Genomic DNA, 17,466 nt, shown 5'->3' with positions numbered 1-17,466 from the left:
GCGGTCATGGCGCCTTGCCCCTGTGTCAGGGCAGCGGCTCCACCAGCAGGATATGGGAGTCATGCCCCGTTACCCGCACCTTGCTGCCGGCGCTCAGCGGCTGGTTGCAGCGCACCGTCCAGGCTGTGTCGTCCAGGTGCACCCGGCTCATCCCCTGAGTCACGTCATCCAGCAGCACCAGCTCGCGGCCCAGATAGCCCTGCATCCGCTCGTTGATGGGGGCGGCGGCATCCCGGCTGGAGCGATCCCGGCGATGCTGCCAGCGCCACCAGGCCCAGGTGGTGAGCAGGGATTGCAGGCCGAACAGCAGCAGCTGCGCCTGCCAGCCGAAGGGCCAGACCAGCAGCAGCAGGCCCACTTCCAGCGCGGCGATGCCGGTCCAGAGCAGAAAGCCCACCGAGCCCAGCACCTCGATGGCCAGCAGCGCGAAGCCGAGTCCCAGCCAGTGCCAGTGGGTCAGCCCCTCGAACAGGGCTGTCATGACTTGCCGCCCTTGCCATCCTTGAACAGCTCGGCCATGCCGGCGACGGCGCCGATCAGGCTGCCCGCCTCCAGCGGCATCATCACCACCTTGCTGTTGGGACCTTCACCGATGCGGGCCAGCGCCTCGGTGTATTTCTGGGCCACGAAGTAGTTGATGGCCTGCAGATCCCCTTCGGCGATGGCCTTGGAGACCATGTGGGTCGCCTTGGCTTCCGCCTCGGCGGCCCGCTCGCGCGCTTCGGCGGCGAGGAAGGCGGCCTGACGCTCACCCTCGGCTTTCAGGATCTGGGACTGCTTCTCCCCTTCCGCTTTCAGGATCTTGGATTGGCGCACCCCTTCGGCTTCCAGTACCTCGGCCCGTTTCTGGCGCTCGGCCTTCATCTGGGCGTTCATGGCTTCAACCAGTGCCAGCGGCGGACGTACATCCTTGATCTCGATGCGGGTCACCTTGATGCCCCAGGGAGCGGTGGCGGCATCCATGGTGCGTAGCAGCTTCTCGTTGATGGTGTCGCGCTGGGAGAGCATCTCGTCCAGCTCCATGGCGCCGAGCACGGTCCGCATGTTGGTCATGGTCAGATTGCGGATGGCGCTGGTGAGATCGTTGACTTCATAGCCGGCTTTGCGGGCGTCCACCACCTGCACGAAGCTGATGGCGTCGATGGTGACGTTGGCGTTGTCGCGGGAGATCACCTCCTGCGCCGGGATGTCCAGCACCTGCTCCATCATGATGATCTTGTGGCCGACCCTGTCCACATAGGGGATCAGCAGGTTGAGCCCCGGCACCAGGGTGCGGGTGTAGCGGCCAAAGCGCTCCACGGTCCAGTTGTAGCCCTGCGGCACTATCTTGATGCCGGCGCTCAGGGTCGCGAGCACCAGAAACACGAAGATCCCCAGCACAATCAATGACTCATTCATTATTAAGCTCCTTATGAAACACTTTCACTAGCCTATGGCCTTGCGCCTGGCACCACAAGCGCCTTGCTTCGCCTTTGTCATCATACGGCTTTGTTAATTACTAAAACGCATTAAAAAGCATTTTTTATTATTTTGAGGGATAAGCAGCCCTGCCTATAGTCGCCCCATATTAGTCGTGTTCCGAGGGATGGGCCGAAATGGATTATTTGCCGATGTTTGCCAAGTTGGACGGTCGCCCGGTGCTGCTGGTGGGAGGGGGCGAAGTGGCCCTGCGCAAGGCGCGCCTGCTGCTGGCGGCCGGTGCCAGGCTGACTTTGGTCTCCCCCGAGCTGGAACCCGAATTCACGGAATTTTCCGGTCGCTTCACCCATCTGGCGGAGCGCTTCACCCCGGCCCATCTGGCCGGCCAGATCCTGGTGGTGGCCGCTACCGACGATCTCGAGGTGAACGCGCTGGTCTATCAGAGCGCCAACCAGCTCGGTCTGTTCGTCAACGTGGTGGACGACCCCAAGCGCTCCAGCTTCATCTTCCCTTCCATCATCGATCGCAGCCCCATCATGGTGGCCGTCTCCAGCGGCGGCAAGGCGCCGGTGCTGGTGCGCCTGTTGCGCGAGCGGCTCGAGAGCCTGCTGCCGCGCCATCTCGGCGCTCTGGCCGAGCTCTCCGGCCGGGTGCGCGACCAGGCCAAGCGGGTGCTCTCTTCCATTTCCGATCGTCGCCGTTTCTGGGAGCGCGCCTTTGCCTCCAACACCCTGGCCGGTCTGATTGAGAAAGAAGATTGGCAAGGGGCCGAGCAGTGGCTGAACCAGGGGCTTGACCAGGCGAAAAGCGAAGTGGGGGAAGTGGTGCTGGTGGGGGCGGGCCCCGGCGATCCGGGCCTGTTGACCCTCAAGGCGCTGCAACAAATTCAGCAGGCCGAAGTGGTGCTCTATGACCAGTTGGTCTCGCCCGAGATCCTGGACCTGGTGCGCCGCGACGCCACTCTGGTGTCGGTCGGCAAGAAGGCGGGCGCCCACAGCGTGCCGCAGGAGGAGACCAATCGCCTGCTGGTGGAATACGCCAGGGCGGGCAACCGGGTGGTGCGGCTCAAGGGGGGCGATCCCTTCATGTTCGGCCGTGGCGGCGAAGAGCTGGAAGTTCTGGCCGACGAAGGCATTCCCTTCTCGGTGGTGCCCGGCATCACGGCCGCCGCCGGTGCTACCGCTTATGCAGGTATCCCGCTCACTCACCGTGACCATGCCCAGAGCGCCGTCTTCATTACCGGCCACTGCCAGATCGATGGCAAGGAGCCCGACTGGCAGCAGCTCGCCGCCACCAGCCAGACCCTGGTCATCTACATGGGGCTGATGCGCTCCGAGCATATTCAACAGCAGCTGGTGAGCCATGGCCGAAGTGCCGCCACCCCCATCGCCATCATCGAGCGCGGCACCACTGCCCGCCAGCGGGTGCTGACCGGCACCTTGGCAGAGCTGGCCGAACTGGCCGCCCAGGCAGTGAGCCCGTCGCTTATCGTCATCGGCGAAGTGGTGGCCCTGCGCGAGCGGCTCGCCTGGTTTGGCGAGGGGCAACAGCAGGGCACCTGCGACCTCAAGCTGGTGAGCCTGGCCTGAGCGCCGGTGGCGACATCCATCGATTTGACGGTGCGGCCATGGCGGCACCGACCTGAACCAACACCGCGCCCTGACCAGGCGCGTTAGCAATGAACCGAGGACCCAGACATGGACCGTGAAAGACTGACCCACTTGCAGCAGCTGGAAGCCGAGAGCATCCACATCATCCGCGAGGTGGCTGCCGAATTTGAAAACCCGGTGATGATGTACTCCATCGGCAAGGACTCCTCCGTCATGCTGCACCTGGCCCGCAAGGCCTTCTATCCGGGCAAGATCCCCTTCCCCTTGCTGCACGTCGACACCGACTGGAAGTTCAAGGAGATGATCAAGTTTCGCGACGAGACCGCCAGGAAGTACGGGCTGGATCTCATCGTCCACAAGAACCCGGACGGCCTCGCCATGGGCATCAACCCCTTCGTGCACGGCAGCGGCAAGCACACCGACATCATGAAGACCGAGGGGCTCAAGCAGGCGCTCAACAAATACGGCTTCGACGCCGCCTTCGGTGGTGCCCGCCGCGACGAGGAGAAGTCCCGCGCCAAGGAGCGGGTCTACTCCTTCCGCGACAAGTCCCACCGCTGGGATCCGAAAAACCAGCGCCCGGAGCTGTGGCGCGTCTATAACAGCCAGGTCAACAAGGGGGAGAGCATCCGGGTGTTCCCGCTCTCCAACTGGACCGAGCTCGACATCTGGCAATACATCTACCTCGAGAACATCGACATAGTGCCGCTCTACTTTGCGGCCCATCGCCCGGTGGTGGAACGCAATGGCATCAAGATCATGGTGGATGACGAGCGCATGCCCATCGGCCCTGAAGATGAAGTGAAGCAGGAGCTGGTGCGCTTCCGCACCCTCGGCTGCTACCCGCTGACCGGTGCCATCGAATCCGCTGCCACCACCCTGCCGGAGATCATCGAAGAGATGCTGCTCACCACCTCGAGCGAGCGGCAAGGGCGGCTCATCGACCACGATCAGGCCGGCTCCATGGAGCAGAAGAAGCGTCAGGGCTATTTCTAAAAAAATGTTCTAAGGAATCGCAACATGAACAACCACATTCAGACCGCCATCAGCGAACAGGGCATTGAAGCCTACCTGCACGCCCAGCAACACAAGAGCCTGCTGCGCTTTCTCACCTGCGGCAGCGTGGACGACGGCAAGAGCACCCTCATCGGCCGCCTGCTGCACGACTCCCAGCAGATCTATGAAGATCAGCTCAAAGCGCTGGAGTCCGACAGCCAGAAACTCGGCACCACTGGCGAGAAGCTGGATCTGGCGCTGCTGGTGGACGGCCTGCAGGCGGAGCGCGAGCAGGGCATCACCATCGACGTGGCCTACCGCTATTTCTCCACCGCCAAGCGCAAATTTATCATCTCGGATACCCCGGGCCATGAGCAGTACACTCGCAACATGGCCACCGGCGCCTCCACCTGCGATCTGGCCATCATCCTGATCGACGCCCGCAAGGGGGTGCTGGATCAGACCCGTCGTCACAGCTTTATTGCCAGCCTGCTTGGCATCAAGCAGTTCGTGGTGGCGGTCAACAAGATGGATCTGGTGGAGTTCAGCCAGGAGGTGTTCGAGCGTATCAGTGCCGAATATCGCGAATTTGCCAAGAAGCTCAGCGTCGACACCATCCATATCGTGCCGGTCTCGGCGCTGGACGGTGACAACGTGGTCAACCCAAGCGACAAGCTGGCCTGGTACGAAGGCGAGACCCTGCTCTCTCTGCTGGAGTCTGCCGAAGTGGAGCGCGAGCTGGAGCGTCACCCGGTGCGCCTGCCGGTGCAGTACGTCAACCGCCCCAACCTCGATTTTCGCGGCTTCGCGGGCACCCTGGCCTCCGGCATCCTGCGGGTCGGTGACAAGCTGGCGGTGCTGCCCTCCGGCAAGGAGAGCACGGTGACCCGCATCGTCACCTTCGACGGCGATCTGGAGTACGCCCTGCCGGGTCAGGCCATCACGGTCACCTTTGCCGATGAAATCGACATCAGCCGTGGCGACCTGCTGGTGGATGCCGCCAGAAAGCCGCTGGTGACCCAGAACCTGCTGGCCCACATCGTCTGGATGGGGGAGGAGTCCCTGCAACCGGGCCGGGTCTACGACGTCAAGCTGGCCACCAAGAAGAGCCGCGGTCAGGTGGAGGCCATCCGCCACCGCATCGAGATCAACAAGCTCGATGAGCTGGATGCGAGCGAACTCAAGCTCAACGAAATCGGCCTGTGCGAGCTGAGCCTGACCGACCCGGTGGCGTTCGACCCGTATCAGGAGATCCGCGATACCGGCAGCTTCATCCTGATCGACCGGCTGACCAACGTCACCGTCGGTGCCGGCATGATAGTGGAGGGCTTGGCCGCTAAAGTGGCAACAGGGCACTACAGCGAGTTCGAAGTCGAGCTCAACGCTCTGGTGCGCAAGCACTTCCCCCACTGGCAGGCGCTGACCATCAGCAACGACGCAAGCAAGGAATAAGCCCATGACCTGGCAACAATCCCTGGTGCTGGGTCTGCTGGCTGCCCTCGTCGCCCTGCTGATCCAGGGCAAACTCCGGCCGGCGCTGCTCTTCTCGGGCGCCGTGCTCATCACCTATCTGAGTGGCCTGGCGGACATCAACGCCGTGGTGGCGGGCTACACCAACAGCGCCCTGCTGACCCTGGTGCTGTTGCTGCTGGTCTCGCTCGCGGTGGAGAAGACCCGGGTCATGAGCTGGTTCGCCAACCTGGTGGGCACCGGCTCCTTCAACAAGGTGCTGGTGAAGGTGTGGTTCTCCACCGCCTTCCTGTCGGCCTTCGTCAACAACACCGCCGTGGTGGCCTCCATGCTGGGTGCGGTCAAACGCAATCCCAACCATGCGCCGTCCCGGCTGCTGCTGCCCATGTGCTTCGCGGCGACCTTTGGCGGGGTGCTGACCCTGATCGGCACCTCCACCAACCTCATCGTCAACAGCTTCCTCATCAAGATGGGGGCCAAGCCGCTCGGCATGTTCGACTTCTTCATGGTGGGGGCGGGGACCCTGCTGACCGGCCTGGTGGCCGTGTTGCTGTTTGCCCGCCACCTGCCGGAGCAGGACACCGAGATGAGCCGCGAATCCGGCTACTTTCTCGAGGCCAAGGTGGGCCCCGGCTCGCCCATGGCCGGGCGCAGCGTCAAGGAGAACGGCCTGCGCAGCCTGAAAAGCCTCTATCTTGCCGAGATCATTCGCGGCAATCAGGTGATCTGCCCGGTGCAGCCGGAACACGAGTTGCACGAGGGGGACATGCTGCTGTTTTGCGGCGATGTGGAGAGTGTCGGCGTGCTGCAGGAGCTCAAGGGGCTGGATCTCTACGGCCAGCACCGGCTCAACGGCCAGCACCTGGTGGAGGTGATCGTCAGCCACAGTTCGCGGCTGGTGGGCCAGACCATCAAGGACGCGGAGTTTCGCACCCACTTCGATGCGGTAGTGCTGGCGGTACGTCGGGGCGAGACCCAGCTCACCGGCGGCCTCGGCCAGATTGAACTGCACGCAGGGGACACTCTGCTGCTGGCCCCCGGCCCCAAGTTTGCCGGCAACAAGTCCCTCTCCCGCGAGTTCGTGGTGGTGAGCGGGCTGGAAGCCTCCACCCGGCTCGATGCCACGCGCAGCGCCGCCGTGGTGGGCGGTTTTCTCGGGGTGCTGGCGCTGTCGGTGTTCGACCTGGTGCCGCTCTTCAAGGGGTTGCTGGTGATGCTGGTGGTGCTGCTGTTCTCCCGCATCCTGACCTTGGACGAGATCCGCCGCCGCTTTCCGCTGGATATCTGGTTGGTGGTGGGCGGGGCGCTCGCCATCGCCGATCAGCTGGAAAAAAGCGGACTGGCCCGGGTCATCGCCGACTGGCTGATGGGGGAGTTCAACGGTGCCAGCCCCCTGATCGCCTTTATCGGCATCTACCTGTTTACTCTGGTGTTGACCGAGCTGATGAGCAACAACGCCGCCGCGGCCCTGGCCTTCCCCATGGGATTCCAGCTGGCGCTTAGCATGGACGTCTCCACCATGCCGTTCATTCTGGCGGTGCTGTTCGGAGCGAGTTCCAGCTTTATCCTGCCCTACGGCTATCAGACCAATCTGATGGTTTATGCGGCGGGCAACTACAAGATGCCGGATTACCTTAAATTAGCCCTGCCGGTCTCGCTGGCCTACAGCATCGGGGTGATCGTCATGGTGCCCCTGCTGTTTCCGTTTTAAGGCGGCGCAACTGGGGGCCTGGTGGCAGGCAGGGAATAGGAATACACGACGACCATGGCCCCGTCAGTGGCGAGTGGTCAGAGGCTGAGCTCCAGGGAGCCAGACCGTTTCAGCATTGAGGCGCGCGCGCCAAGCAAGGAGTGTGAATGAGCAATATCGTGTGGCATGCCCATGCCGTCGACAAACAGAGCCGGGCCGGGCAGAAGGGACAAAAGCCGCTGGTGATCTGGTTCACCGGCCTCTCCGGGGCGGGCAAATCCACCCTGGCGGGGGCCCTGGAGCAGGCGCTGGCCGCGCAAGGCAAGCACACCTATCTGCTGGATGGGGACAACGTGCGCCACGGCCTGTGCGGGGATCTCGGTTTCGATGACGCCGCCCGCCAGGAGAATATCCGCCGGGTCGGCGAGGTGGCAAAACTCATGGTGGATGCGGGCCTGATCGTGCTCACCGCCTTTATCTCGCCGTTCCGTGCCGAGCGGGATCTGGTGCGCAATCTCGTGGGTGAAGGGGAGTTTGTCGAAGTGTTCGTCGATGCGCCGCTCGCCGTCTGTGAAGAGCGCGACCCCAAGGGGCTCTACAAAAAGGCGCGGGCAGGGGAGATCCGCAACTTCACCGGCATCGACTCCGCCTACGAGGCCCCGGAGCAGCCGGAGATCCATCTGCTGAATGCAGGCAAGCCGGTGGATGCGTTGGTGGAGGAGTTGCTGACTGCCCTGCGGCAGCGGGGGTTGGTCGATTAAGGTCTATTTTCTGGACGGGGCATTGATAAACAAGGGGCATTTTCCCCTTGTTGTCAGTGGTTAACGGCTTAATGGGGCGAATTATATGATGCTCAAAAGGTTAAATTTCCTCTGACTAACGCTGTACTCAGCAGTAAATTTTGAACGCAATAGAAAGTCTGTTCGTCAGTATCACCTTGTTATATTTTAACTGTGACATCATCTGGATGTACTATCGGGTTAGATAGCCTAGTGTTACGGACTAATATGGCTAAGTCTTCGAACGTTTTAGGTATTGGTGAGCACGATGAAATCATGTTTTTAGCTATTTCCACTTTGTTTATGGAACTTGGGTTTCCGCCATTTGAACTAATAAAGTTTGCCAGTTGAGAAACCCATGGCTTCACAGGGTTAAAAACACTTCTAAATTCAGACTCTTTCCCTGCTACTTTATTGTCTATTGCGAGCGGCTTGAAACTAGCTATTATAAAGCACTCGGGGGAGAAGCTTTCTTCAAACGAACCGCCCATTTCACCATTATTGTATGTAACTACTGGGTTAGATGGGATTTTAAACGCGTTTATTAGTGGGTCATTTATAGTTTTAGATATACGTTTTCCGTCAATATCATCATCGAAGGTCACAATAATGGGTCGGTCATGGCTTAACGTTTTTCTGAGTAACCTGATGGCATGCTTTAGATTTCCAATTCCATTGTAATTAGCTATAACGATGCCATCTTTTTCAAAATCTAAGCCAAAACATTCCAGTAGAGGTTGGAATGTTATTTCCTCTGAATCACCTTCAACAAAAATATATATACATTGCTTTTTAGCTTCATTCTTCATTACTATTTCAAAATGACGCTCACTCAACATTTCTTCATATTGAATATCATCAATTGTAGTTCCCATGTGATGGGCTCCCTAAAGTATAACGCTTAAGCTAAAACGGAGGCTTTAGCTGGTCTCAATATGCGAAGAAAACGGTTTGAGCGCTTTGCTAGAGGATTACTGCTGTGCTGTTATTGTTTCTTGAATTTCATAGCTAAGCTTTGTGTTTTTTACTGTGTCTTCCTGCCACTCACTTAACAGTGATTCTAATAGCCTTATCGTTAGATATTTGTACTCTGGAAAATGACGTAGCTCATAGATAAAGGCTCTTTGGCTGACAAGTTTTAGCGGGCCTCCAGCGTCGTAACCTTGGCTGATATTGCGTAGTAACAAGTGGTAGCGTTCATAACGTTGATTTTTCAACTCATCTTTGCGGAGTGAAACGTACCGGTAAGCTGAAAAGGCCAATACGGCCACCGAAAAAATAAAAGCAAGAATTGTGGCTATTGAGCCAATTTCATTAAGGTGACTGACGATCCACTGTGTCATTTATAATCCTCTAATGTTGCCAGCAGGGGATGAATATCCGAAGCGAAGCGGCGTTTTTTGGTCCCTCTGGCTAGCTTTGTTAAACTTACTCGGTGGATGTAAATGCTGCCCACTTTCTCTTAATCCAGCCCTCTTCTTTATGATCTCGAACTTCTTCATACTTCTCAATTGTAAATGCTACTTGCTCATTAGTTAATTCGGAGCTGTCAGATAAAAGAGCATCTTTAAATTTATTTGTAAACCTATTTTTTGAACGCTTCCCAGAATAGTGAGCCCAAAAACCAAACGGCACTAATAGTGCAGCGTATACAGCAAGCACTATTAATACGGCTAATGAATTATCCTTCCACTTTTTGTACTCGACTATTTCAATGTTTTTATTACCAATGCTTATCTCGGTTTCTGGTGCTTCACTGCCCTCAAAAATTAAGCTCAGGTAGTAATATTCATCACCAGTTTTTTTTAATACCCCTACCTCAAAGGCAACAACATTTTCAGAGGTTGTATCAATATCTGTTATATCTAATGCTGGCATTTTATTTGGTGGTGAAAGTTTTTTGCTTATTATTTTGTATTTTTTATTGCCTTGTATTTTGATATATATTTTTACTTTTTCCAGATCAGTGAAAGTTCTATTATGAATAGCATATTCGACAACTGAGATATTATCAATCGGAACGGTCTTGTGTCTTATTTCTAGATCGTTTTCGATCGCGTCTGGGTAATTAAAATATGGCGATTTTGAATCACTTCGATATTCAAGTTCATTGCTGCCATTTATCCAAATTGTAAGAAATATTGTTATTGCTGCAATAAGAGAGGCTTTTACAACCTCGACAACAAAGTTCTTTCCTGATTCCATGCTTATCCTTTAAAAACTTAACGCCTAGCACAGCGGTTGGCGAAATTGGTGCTGAAATTGTGACATCTCGTATGTTGGGTTAAAAATCGTAGGTTGGTGCTGAACGTATTGAAGCCTAACGTTTACCTCGAATGTATCTGAAAATTTGTGTTACCGCTTGAACCCATCTATTTTTATTTCGCTCTGATGTACGTGATCATGCTCGTCCGTTGGGCTTCGCTTTGCTCTGCGTTAACCTACAACAACCACGTGACCGCCCTTGAGTTTCAGTCTTCAGCGCTTCAATCAGTTGCCGCTGGATTTATTGGCTGGATTGCCTAGCTTCGACCTTAACCACATATTCATATCGCTGACGATCTCTTTGCGTTGACTTTTCCCGTCACTGTCCTTCAATCCATGATCGAGTTCTTCGTAACGCCGATATTCAATATTGTTTTTTCCTAGGTCTTTAAGGCGCTGCAACAATTCATCTGTTTTCTGAGGTGATACCGAAATATCCATACCTCCCTGCACGATCAGCAAAGGAGAATTTACTTTTTTAAGGGTATCCAGCTGATCGATGGATAGCATCTGCTGCCACCAATGATAGCCATGTCCGCTCACCTCAAGTTCAAAGGGTTTGCTGTTAAGAACATGTTCGGCAAACCCTTTAAAACCGTCGATCTCTTTTCCCGCCGCTGCGGGGTTTTTATGCTCTGCAGCGATGCTGTGTGAGACGTCATCGATAAACCAGCGGCCACCGCCATTAAAGGCGATGGTAGCATCGATATAGTCAACATCTGCGCTCACCAGGTTGGCGATAACGGCCCCTTCACTGCCACCCAAGAGGATAATTTTCTTGTATTGCCCATCCTTTCGAACGATATCGAGCACAAGTTTGATATCTGCTACCCGCTGCGCAGGGCTATCCTTTTCAAGATATTGAACAGGGCAATCCTTGCGTACCGGATCGGTACTGTATTTTAAATTGCTATCAATGCCATACTTTTCGATCAGCAGAACATCAGCTTCTGGCCAAACATTTTTATAGTCGGAAAGTATCGAATCAATGTTAAGCACACTGTTGCAATCAGAGCCTTGCAGAATCAATAGCAGTGTATCTGCATCATGGGAATATTGGGCCAGATAATAGGAGATAGTGGCGCCATCATTCCTGCTGGCTGTATGAGTGGTGATATTTTCAGCACTGCTAGTGAATGTCAAAAATAGCAAAAGAAAAGACACTACCCGGATTTTCATTTTATCCCCTAAGGGTGATGAGAAAAATAGGCTTCTCAATGGCTGCTGAAGCCTTTATTTATTCGTAAATCAACCCAGCCGGGCTGGGGTCGACAACAGCAGCTTGTTATAAGCCATCAACCACCAAACTCTCGGCTGATAATTTTGGTGGGGATAACATTTTCTGGTAAGTCACTAGACGCTTTTTGAACAAAATCGCCAGCCAAACCAAATGCTTTTTCAACGGGCTCTACTTTCACTCCACTTTCGACAGCTAACTCCAAAATTTTCTTGCCAATATAATTGCAAACATCGACCCAGTTTCCTGGTAATTCCCCTATGGTGACTTTAGGCTGACAGATTAGTTGAAAAATTTCTTTACCTTCTTGCACTTGAATTGAAACATCAACAAATTCACTTTTATATGGATTGGCTAAGACACTTGAGCTAAGTAAGAATATGGTTCCAATATATAATTTTTTCATGACACATCCTTGTGATTTATAATGCCCGCCAAGGGGCTGGTAACGCACGACAGCTAAACGCAGTAGCAACAACGATAGCCACTGTGGTCATGGTCTGAATCGTCACGCGTTGACAGTCCCTCTTGAGGCGTTAGTTATGAGTGTGACTCAAAGGGAGTCAGGTTTATTTCTTCAAGTTCACAAACTGCTCTTACCGTTGGATTCTCGCTAAGACGCTGTAAGTACAGCGCTAAGTGATTAAAGGTCATTGGTGATCGTTTGATTGGTAGGGACCACCCTGCAAGCATAAATAGAAAGTAATCACATGCTGAAAATTTATCACCCAACAAATACTCATTTTTTTCTAGTTGGTCGTTGATAATAGATAAGGCTTCCGCTATACGCTCATCCTGTGCAGCTATCACGCTAGGGATTGAAGCTTCATCAGTTGTATGTTTATGTGGATAGTAGCGAACCATCAATTCGGCTTGGAGTGTATTATTTAGGAATGACAGCCATTGAAAAAACAATGGCCTTTTCGGATCGCCAATAAGAGGGATTAATTCGTATTCAGGATGCAATTCACAAATGTGGATACAAATTGCAGGGCTTTCGAAAATGGCCTGTCCGTCAACGACCAATGTTGGAATACGACCTGCTGGATTTAACTTCAAATAATTAGCTAATTTCTGAGCATTAGACTTTTTATCGACTAACAACAACTCATAATCTGCTTGCACATGATGAAGTAAAAAATGGGGAGCTAAACTCGCATTGTTCGGATAATAGTAAAGTTTGAACAAAATTGGTTCCTGTCCGTGAAATATAAATGCTCATAATGGTGGTGAGATGTAAGACGGTACTAACACGTTATAACCGCCTTACATATAATACTACCCGGCCTTAATGCCAGGAATGAAAATGATGTTTTGAATAAATAGTTTAACCTTACATCTTTGAGGCTTAATGCCTTCACTTTACGTCCTCTTTTAGCACCTCAATTACCACCGAATAAAGAAACAGTAAGAGAGTAGGCCGTGGAAATCATAGGCAAGGCTACCGCCCCTGAATTTCAGCCTCCAGTCTGCTGCTCCTTTCCCTGTGGTGTGGCTCTGGTCTGGTACATGGCTGACTCCGACAAGAGGGGATCTGCTGGCCATGTTACCGAACGGAGCCTTTTAGGGAAGGGGGAGTGGGTGATTTCTCGGGCAAGATCAATAAATTGAGCGGCCATGGGGCGGTGGTCGGGCGATGTAAGGACCTCCGCGACCTTGTTTGCTCAGTGCTCGCTGCACATTTGGGCGGGGGAATGAACTGCGGGGCTGTCACGCTGTTGAGTGAGGCGCAGCACAGATACTAGGGCGAGGGCATCAAGGCTGGGTCTGTGATGGTATGGGCGTTTCCATTCGGTCAACTCTGCATGCCCCACCCGAGATAAATGAGCCCGCTGTCGGTGACGACGGCGGGCCCATCTTTTTTGTTGTTAGCGCACGTTCTGCAAGTCCAGCTGGCAGGCACCGTCCGGTGACTGGATCCGGCGGGCGAGCGGGGGAGCTTGGTTGACCATTGCCGCTCATTGCCTGCCTGCAAATAGACGATAGCAAGGGGCGGGCCAGATCCTCGGTGAGCTTGTCACACGCTTCTTGTCACGGCATTGACCTGGGGCAGCCTGTGGCATGAGGTGTCAGAGCTGACGGTATTTGCATTTCAGGAACTGTTTTGGCAACGGCAAGTCGATATTTCGCAAGATGCTGCGGCGGTGCGTGAAACGACGGAGCCCGGGGGCGGGCTCCCGGGGATCAGGGGGCAGGGTCGACCGGGGCAGGCTCAGGCCCGGCGGGCGGGGTCAGCATCATGGTCTCGATCTGCAGCCCCTGCACCAGCACGGTTTTCAGATCCTGCAGGTACTCCTCCAGCGGCGGCTCCTGCAGCAGCTGGGCGAGCTCGTTGCCGACCGGGGTCAGCCGGTAGTAGAGCAGGGTGATGTTGGCCTGCTTGCGCTGCAGGCGCCAGCGCTGATCGCCGAACTCCAGCTCCACCCCGTCGGCGGGCAGCGGGCCGGACTCCAGCTCGCCCCGGTGCAGCAGGCCGAGTTCGAACAGCTGCAGCAGGGCGTTGTAGGGGATGCGGTACTTGCCAAGGCCGAGTCGGGTCACCCGAGCGCGGCTGAGCAGGCTGGCACCCTTGTGCAGCCCCAGCAGCAGGCGCTGCTCGTCACTGCCCACGTAATGGCAGGAGAGGGAGCAGATGCGCTGGAACAGCTGGGCCTCGCGCTGGGTCATCTCCTTCAAGGTGGAGAGCGCGCGGATGGAGAAGCGGCCAGGGGTGGCGATCTCGATGGCGAAGATACGGCCCCACAGCTGTTGCATGGGCACCATGCTGATGTCTTCCGCCAGTTGCAGGAAGCGGGTCAGCCAGTCGCTGTCCATCTCGCCGCCGGCGGCCGTTTCCTCGCAGTGGCGGGAGGCCATCACCATGATGGCTTCCAGGTTGCGCTGGCGGGCGGCCTGATCCGCCAGCTGGCGAAAGGTGGCGCGCTGCTCGAAGGTGCTGTCGCTGTTGCGGGTGAGCATGCCGTCGATACCGCGGCTGCGGGCCAGGCGCAGGGTCTGCTCCTGGCTGCTCAGGATGGAACTCTCTTTCTTGGGCGGGGGCAGGTCAGCCATGCTGGCTCCGTGATCGCAAGGTCTAGCCTTGAATGTTACTCCAACCGGGATGGCGGGCAATCCCTCAGGCAGGGGCCGGTAAAGATCCGGTCGTTGCGGATAACAAAACGGCCTCCCGAGGGAGGCCTTGTGTGCCTGGTTACTGCTCTTCGTAGACGCTCACCTCGACCGCTTCCATGGAGTAGGAGGCGGTGGCCATCTCGTGGCTGGAGCTGACCGTGCGCATCTTGCCCTTCACCCAGATGGCGTCCCACAGATCGTCCACCGGCGCCCCCTTGGGGTAGCTCACGTAGACTACCTGGTTGGTAGGTGGGGGCGGCACATGGATGCAGGCGCCGAAGTAGGGCACCAGCAGGAAGGCGGTGATCTTCTTGGCATCCCCCTCCAGCGGTACCACGAAGCCCGGAATGCGCACCTCTTGGTTGTCCAGCTTCTGGTTGACCCCGCCCACCGGCTGCGGCACCGAGGCAAGGTTGCCGTCGTGGCTCACCTGGGGGGGCGGCAGCAGTTTTTCACCGGCGGGAATGAGCACATCCCAGTCGATGGTCTTGTACTCCACGGCCATGGCCGGCAGCGCCAGCAGGGCGGCCAGCAGCGCCACAATTTTCCATTTCATCATCTGTCCTTCTCGTTTTATGGGCGCCTGACTAGACGCGAATGCTCATGCCGTCGCTCAGGCTGTAGCGATAAGCGCGGGCCGCGGGCAACAGGCCGATCACCATGCCGGCCAGCCAGACCAGCCCCAGCAGCAGCCACTCGTGGGCGCTCGGCAGCCCCAGGCTCAATTGCAGGCCATAGTGGCTGAGCAGCCAGGGGGTGGCAAGCCCCTGCCCCAGGTAGAGCACCGCCACCCCGAGCGCGATGCCAGCGGTGGTGAGAGCCATCGCCTCCAGCGCCAGCAGCAGGAACAGGTGAGCGGGGCCGGCGCCGAGGGATCGCAAGATGGCAAGTTCCCGGCGCCGCTCGTTGAGGCCGGCCAGCAGGGTGGTCAGCATGCCGATGAGGCCCGCCACCACCACGAAGCCGGCGATCACCGACAGCGCCGTCTCCGCCACGCTCATCAGGCTCCACAGCTCTTGCAGTGCAGCTCCCGGCAGGATCGCCATCAGCGGCTCGCCCCGGTAGGTGTTGACGCTGCGCTGCAGCTGGAACGCCAATATCCGGTTGCTGAGCCCCACCATGAAGGCGGTGATGGTCTTGGGGGTCAGATCCTGCGCCAGCGCCTGCTCGGCGGTCACGTTCTTGCTGTGACGGCCGGTGTCCCAGCCCAGGTGGATCGCCTCGATGCCGGCCAGCGGCACATGGATGGTGCGATCGATGGGGGTACCGGTCGGTGCCAGGATCCCCACTACCTTGAATGGCAGGTTGTCGTGCTGGCTGAACGAGGTGTTGCCGGCGCCGTGGGCGATGACGATGGACTGCCCCAGGTGATAACCGAGCTTCTCGGCCACCTGGGCGCCGAGCACCGCTTCGAACGGCGTGTCGAACGGCCGCCCCTCCCGCAGTTGCAGCGCCTGCTGCTGGCCATATTTGAGGTGGGTGAAGTAGTCGCCATTGGTGCCAAGCACCCGAAACCCCTTGTGGGAGTCGCCAAGGGAAAGCGGGATGGTCCAGGCGATGCCGCGCTGGCTCTTGATGGCCTGATAGGCATCCCACCCCACGTTGTTGGTGGGATTGCCGATGCGAAACACCGAGTAGAGCAGCAGGTTCACCTGGCCGGAGCGTGCGCCGACGATGAGATCCGTGCCCGACACCGTATTGGCGAAGCTCTCGCGTGCCTGGTTGCGCACTCGCTCCACCCCGAGCAGCAGGGTGACGCTGATGGCGACGGCCAGCAGGGTGAGCCCGGCGGTGAGACGGCGGGCCCAGAGGCTTTGCAGGGCAAGTTTCAGCATGATGCCCTCCGGTTTTGTGGTCGTACCGCGTGGGTGCGAATGGCATTCATCAGGGAGATGCAGTGTTGAACGGTGCTCAGCATGATGCCCTCCTGTTCAGTTGTTGCAGGTTTTCCACCCGCGGGAAGAGCGGTTCGAGGTAGGGGTCGTGGCTGACGAAGATCAGGGTCGAGCCCTGCTTGTCGCACTCCTCGAACAACAGCTTGATGAAGGCGGCCCGGTTGTCGGTATCGAGGGCCGAGGTGGGCTCGTCGGCGATCACCAGCGGCGGTGAGCCGATCAGCGCGCGGGCGGCGGCCACCCGCTGCTGCTGGCCGATGCTGAGGGCATGGACGGGCCTGTGCAGCGCCTCCTCGGGCAGTTGCAATTCTCGCAGCAGGCGGCGCGCCTCCTCGGCCGGGCTGCCCTGCAGCCGGGCCCGCTTCTCGGGGGAGAAGGTGAGGGCGCTGGTGACGTTGTCCTGCACGGATAAAAACGGCAGCAGATTGAACTGCTGGAAGATGTAACCCAGATTGGCCGCCCGGAAGTGGTCGCGGGCACGGCCGGAGAGCCGGGCCAGTGGCTGGCCCAGCACCTCCTGGGTGCCGTGGTTGGCGGTCTGGATCCCGGCCAGCAGGCCGAGCAGGGTCGACTTGCCGGAACCCGACGGTCCCTTGATGAACACCCGCTCTCCCTCGCTGATGGTGAGGGCGGGCAGATCGAGTACAACCTCGTGACCCGGCCAGGCAAAGGCCAGATCGCGGATCTCAACCACGGCATTTTTCATGGCGTTACCAGCTCAGTTTGTTGGCGGAGGGGGTCAGCTCGGCCGCCGTCTGGCCGTTGGGCAGGATGCCCTGCACGCTCAGCTTCTCCAGGCTCGGATAGACGCTGAACAGGGTGGCCTCCAGCCCGGTCAGCTTGGCCGGGGTAGCGCAGGTGTAGGTGTACATGGCGCCCATGTCGGCGTGACCGGCGTCGTCGTGCTGGTGTTCGTCATGCTTGCCGTCAGACTTCTGGTGGTCATGGTCATGGTCATGGTCATGGTCATGGTCATGGTCATGGTCATGGTCAT

18 protein-coding genes are annotated in these 17,466 nt (G+C 57.1%); 5 read left to right on the top strand and 13 right to left on the bottom strand.

What is annotated here, in order from left to right:
* Positions 1-25: 25 nt before the first annotated feature.
* Positions 26-481, bottom strand: coding sequence for an NfeD family protein (locus QLG02_RS12005; protein ID WP_011707312.1), 456 nt, complete (start codon positions 479-481; stop codon positions 26-28).
* The gene (locus QLG02_RS12000) at positions 478-1,398 is read right to left on the bottom strand and encodes an SPFH domain-containing protein (protein WP_011707311.1); all 921 of its coding nucleotides are present in this window, start codon (positions 1,396-1,398) and stop codon (positions 478-480) included. Before QLG02_RS12000 ends, QLG02_RS12005 begins: the two co-directional genes overlap by 4 nt.
* A gap of 197 nt (positions 1,399-1,595) precedes the next feature.
* Between QLG02_RS12000 and cysG the strand changes: the two genes are divergently transcribed.
* From cysG to cysC, 5 genes are all read left to right on the top strand, one after another.
* On the top strand, positions 1,596-3,008 hold the full coding sequence (gene cysG, locus QLG02_RS11995) for a siroheme synthase CysG (RefSeq protein WP_282465259.1): 1,413 nt from the start codon (positions 1,596-1,598) through the stop codon (positions 3,006-3,008).
* Positions 3,009-3,116: 108 nt separating this feature from the next.
* Positions 3,117-4,025, top strand: coding sequence for a sulfate adenylyltransferase subunit CysD (gene cysD / locus QLG02_RS11990; protein WP_016351912.1), 909 nt, complete (start codon positions 3,117-3,119; stop codon positions 4,023-4,025).
* Positions 4,026-4,049: 24 nt separating this feature from the next.
* Positions 4,050-5,477, top strand: coding sequence for a sulfate adenylyltransferase subunit CysN (gene cysN, locus QLG02_RS11985; protein ID WP_282465258.1), 1,428 nt, complete (start codon positions 4,050-4,052; stop codon positions 5,475-5,477).
* 4 nt (positions 5,478-5,481) lie between these two features.
* Entirely contained in the window at positions 5,482-7,206 is a 1,725-nt protein-coding gene (locus QLG02_RS11980) for an SLC13 family permease (RefSeq protein WP_282465257.1), read from the top strand.
* 146 nt (positions 7,207-7,352) lie between these two features.
* Positions 7,353-7,946 carry an adenylyl-sulfate kinase gene (gene cysC / locus QLG02_RS11975; protein ID WP_282465256.1) on the top strand — a complete coding sequence of 198 codons (594 nt, stop codon included), beginning with the start codon at positions 7,353-7,355 and terminating at the stop codon, positions 7,944-7,946.
* A gap of 179 nt (positions 7,947-8,125) precedes the next feature.
* On the opposite strand, the gene QLG02_RS11970 is transcribed toward cysC, so the two are convergent.
* The 11 genes from QLG02_RS11970 to QLG02_RS11920 all read right to left on the bottom strand — a co-directional run.
* On the bottom strand, positions 8,126-8,839 hold the full coding sequence (locus QLG02_RS11970) for a TOPRIM nucleotidyl transferase/hydrolase domain-containing protein (RefSeq protein WP_282465255.1): 714 nt from the start codon (positions 8,837-8,839) through the stop codon (positions 8,126-8,128).
* Positions 8,840-8,935: 96 nt separating this feature from the next.
* Positions 8,936-9,307 carry a hypothetical protein gene (locus QLG02_RS11965; RefSeq protein ID WP_282465254.1) on the bottom strand — a complete coding sequence of 124 codons (372 nt, stop codon included), beginning with the start codon at positions 9,305-9,307 and terminating at the stop codon, positions 8,936-8,938.
* 85 nt (positions 9,308-9,392) lie between these two features.
* Positions 9,393-10,169 (bottom strand): hypothetical protein, encoded by a 777-nt coding sequence (locus QLG02_RS11960; RefSeq protein WP_282465253.1) that lies wholly within the window; start codon positions 10,167-10,169, stop codon positions 9,393-9,395.
* Positions 10,170-10,454: 285 nt separating this feature from the next.
* Complete coding sequence (locus QLG02_RS11955) at positions 10,455-11,408, bottom strand: prolyl oligopeptidase family serine peptidase (RefSeq protein ID WP_282465252.1); 954 nt, start codon at positions 11,406-11,408, stop codon at positions 10,455-10,457.
* Positions 11,409-11,524: 116 nt separating this feature from the next.
* The gene (locus QLG02_RS11950) at positions 11,525-11,872 is read right to left on the bottom strand and encodes a hypothetical protein (protein ID WP_270827797.1); all 348 of its coding nucleotides are present in this window, start codon (positions 11,870-11,872) and stop codon (positions 11,525-11,527) included.
* A gap of 134 nt (positions 11,873-12,006) precedes the next feature.
* A complete protein-coding gene (locus tag QLG02_RS11945) occupies positions 12,007-12,654 on the bottom strand; it encodes a glutathione S-transferase (protein ID WP_282465251.1) in 648 nt (215 codons plus the stop codon).
* A 996-nt stretch (positions 12,655-13,650) separates the two neighbouring features.
* Positions 13,651-14,517: a TIGR03899 family protein gene (locus QLG02_RS11940; RefSeq protein ID WP_017411037.1), complete on the bottom strand. Its 867-nt coding sequence runs from the start codon at positions 14,515-14,517 to the stop codon at positions 13,651-13,653.
* Between the two features lie 139 nt (positions 14,518-14,656).
* Positions 14,657-15,136: a DUF3299 domain-containing protein gene (locus QLG02_RS11935; RefSeq protein WP_011707301.1), complete on the bottom strand. Its 480-nt coding sequence runs from the start codon at positions 15,134-15,136 to the stop codon at positions 14,657-14,659.
* A gap of 28 nt (positions 15,137-15,164) precedes the next feature.
* Positions 15,165-16,412, bottom strand: coding sequence for an ABC transporter permease (locus QLG02_RS11930; protein WP_282465250.1), 1,248 nt, complete (start codon positions 16,410-16,412; stop codon positions 15,165-15,167).
* Between the two features lie 76 nt (positions 16,413-16,488).
* Entirely contained in the window at positions 16,489-17,178 is a 690-nt protein-coding gene (locus QLG02_RS11925; protein ID WP_282465249.1) for an ABC transporter ATP-binding protein, read from the bottom strand.
* A 4-nt stretch (positions 17,179-17,182) separates the two neighbouring features.
* On the bottom strand, positions 17,183-17,466 hold a 284-nt coding region (locus tag QLG02_RS11920; RefSeq protein WP_282465248.1), incomplete at its 5' end, for a DUF2796 domain-containing protein.

The sequence above is a fragment of the Aeromonas sp. V90_14 genome, from assembly GCF_029967615.1.
Lineage (GTDB): Bacteria > Pseudomonadota > Gammaproteobacteria > Enterobacterales > Aeromonadaceae > Aeromonas > Aeromonas hydrophila.
The sequence above is the reverse complement of the archived record's forward strand: the minus strand, read 5'-3'. Positions and strand labels throughout refer to the sequence as shown.

Bases quoted from the DNA above. Each gene is read 5' to 3' on its own strand.
- QLG02_RS11955 (WP_282465252.1), bottom strand. From the start codon at position 11,408: ATGAAAATCCGGGTAGTGTCTTTTCTTTTGCTATTTTTGACATTCACT.
- QLG02_RS11970 (WP_282465255.1), bottom strand. From the start codon at position 8,839: ATGGGAACTACAATTGATGATATTCAATATGAAGAAATGTTGAGTGAG.
- cysN (WP_282465258.1), top strand. From the start codon at position 4,050: ATGAACAACCACATTCAGACCGCCATCAGCGAACAGGGCATTGAAGCC.
- QLG02_RS11935 (WP_011707301.1), bottom strand. From the start codon at position 15,136: ATGATGAAATGGAAAATTGTGGCGCTGCTGGCCGCCCTGCTGGCGCTG.
- cysD (WP_016351912.1), top strand. From the start codon at position 3,117: ATGGACCGTGAAAGACTGACCCACTTGCAGCAGCTGGAAGCCGAGAGC.
- cysG (WP_282465259.1), top strand. From the start codon at position 1,596: ATGGATTATTTGCCGATGTTTGCCAAGTTGGACGGTCGCCCGGTGCTG.
- QLG02_RS11960 (WP_282465253.1), bottom strand. From the start codon at position 10,169: ATGGAATCAGGAAAGAACTTTGTTGTCGAGGTTGTAAAAGCCTCTCTT.
- QLG02_RS11965 (WP_282465254.1), bottom strand. From the start codon at position 9,307: ATGACACAGTGGATCGTCAGTCACCTTAATGAAATTGGCTCAATAGCC.
- QLG02_RS12005 (WP_011707312.1), bottom strand. From the start codon at position 481: ATGACAGCCCTGTTCGAGGGGCTGACCCACTGGCACTGGCTGGGACTC.
- QLG02_RS12000 (WP_011707311.1), bottom strand. From the start codon at position 1,398: ATGAATGAGTCATTGATTGTGCTGGGGATCTTCGTGTTTCTGGTGCTC.
- QLG02_RS11940 (WP_017411037.1), bottom strand. From the start codon at position 14,517: ATGGCTGACCTGCCCCCGCCCAAGAAAGAGAGTTCCATCCTGAGCAGC.
- QLG02_RS11930 (WP_282465250.1), bottom strand. From the start codon at position 16,412: ATGCTGAAACTTGCCCTGCAAAGCCTCTGGGCCCGCCGTCTCACCGCC.
- QLG02_RS11950 (WP_270827797.1), bottom strand. From the start codon at position 11,872: ATGAAAAAATTATATATTGGAACCATATTCTTACTTAGCTCAAGTGTC.
- QLG02_RS11980 (WP_282465257.1), top strand. From the start codon at position 5,482: ATGACCTGGCAACAATCCCTGGTGCTGGGTCTGCTGGCTGCCCTCGTC.
- cysC (WP_282465256.1), top strand. From the start codon at position 7,353: ATGAGCAATATCGTGTGGCATGCCCATGCCGTCGACAAACAGAGCCGG.
- QLG02_RS11925 (WP_282465249.1), bottom strand. From the start codon at position 17,178: ATGAAAAATGCCGTGGTTGAGATCCGCGATCTGGCCTTTGCCTGGCCG.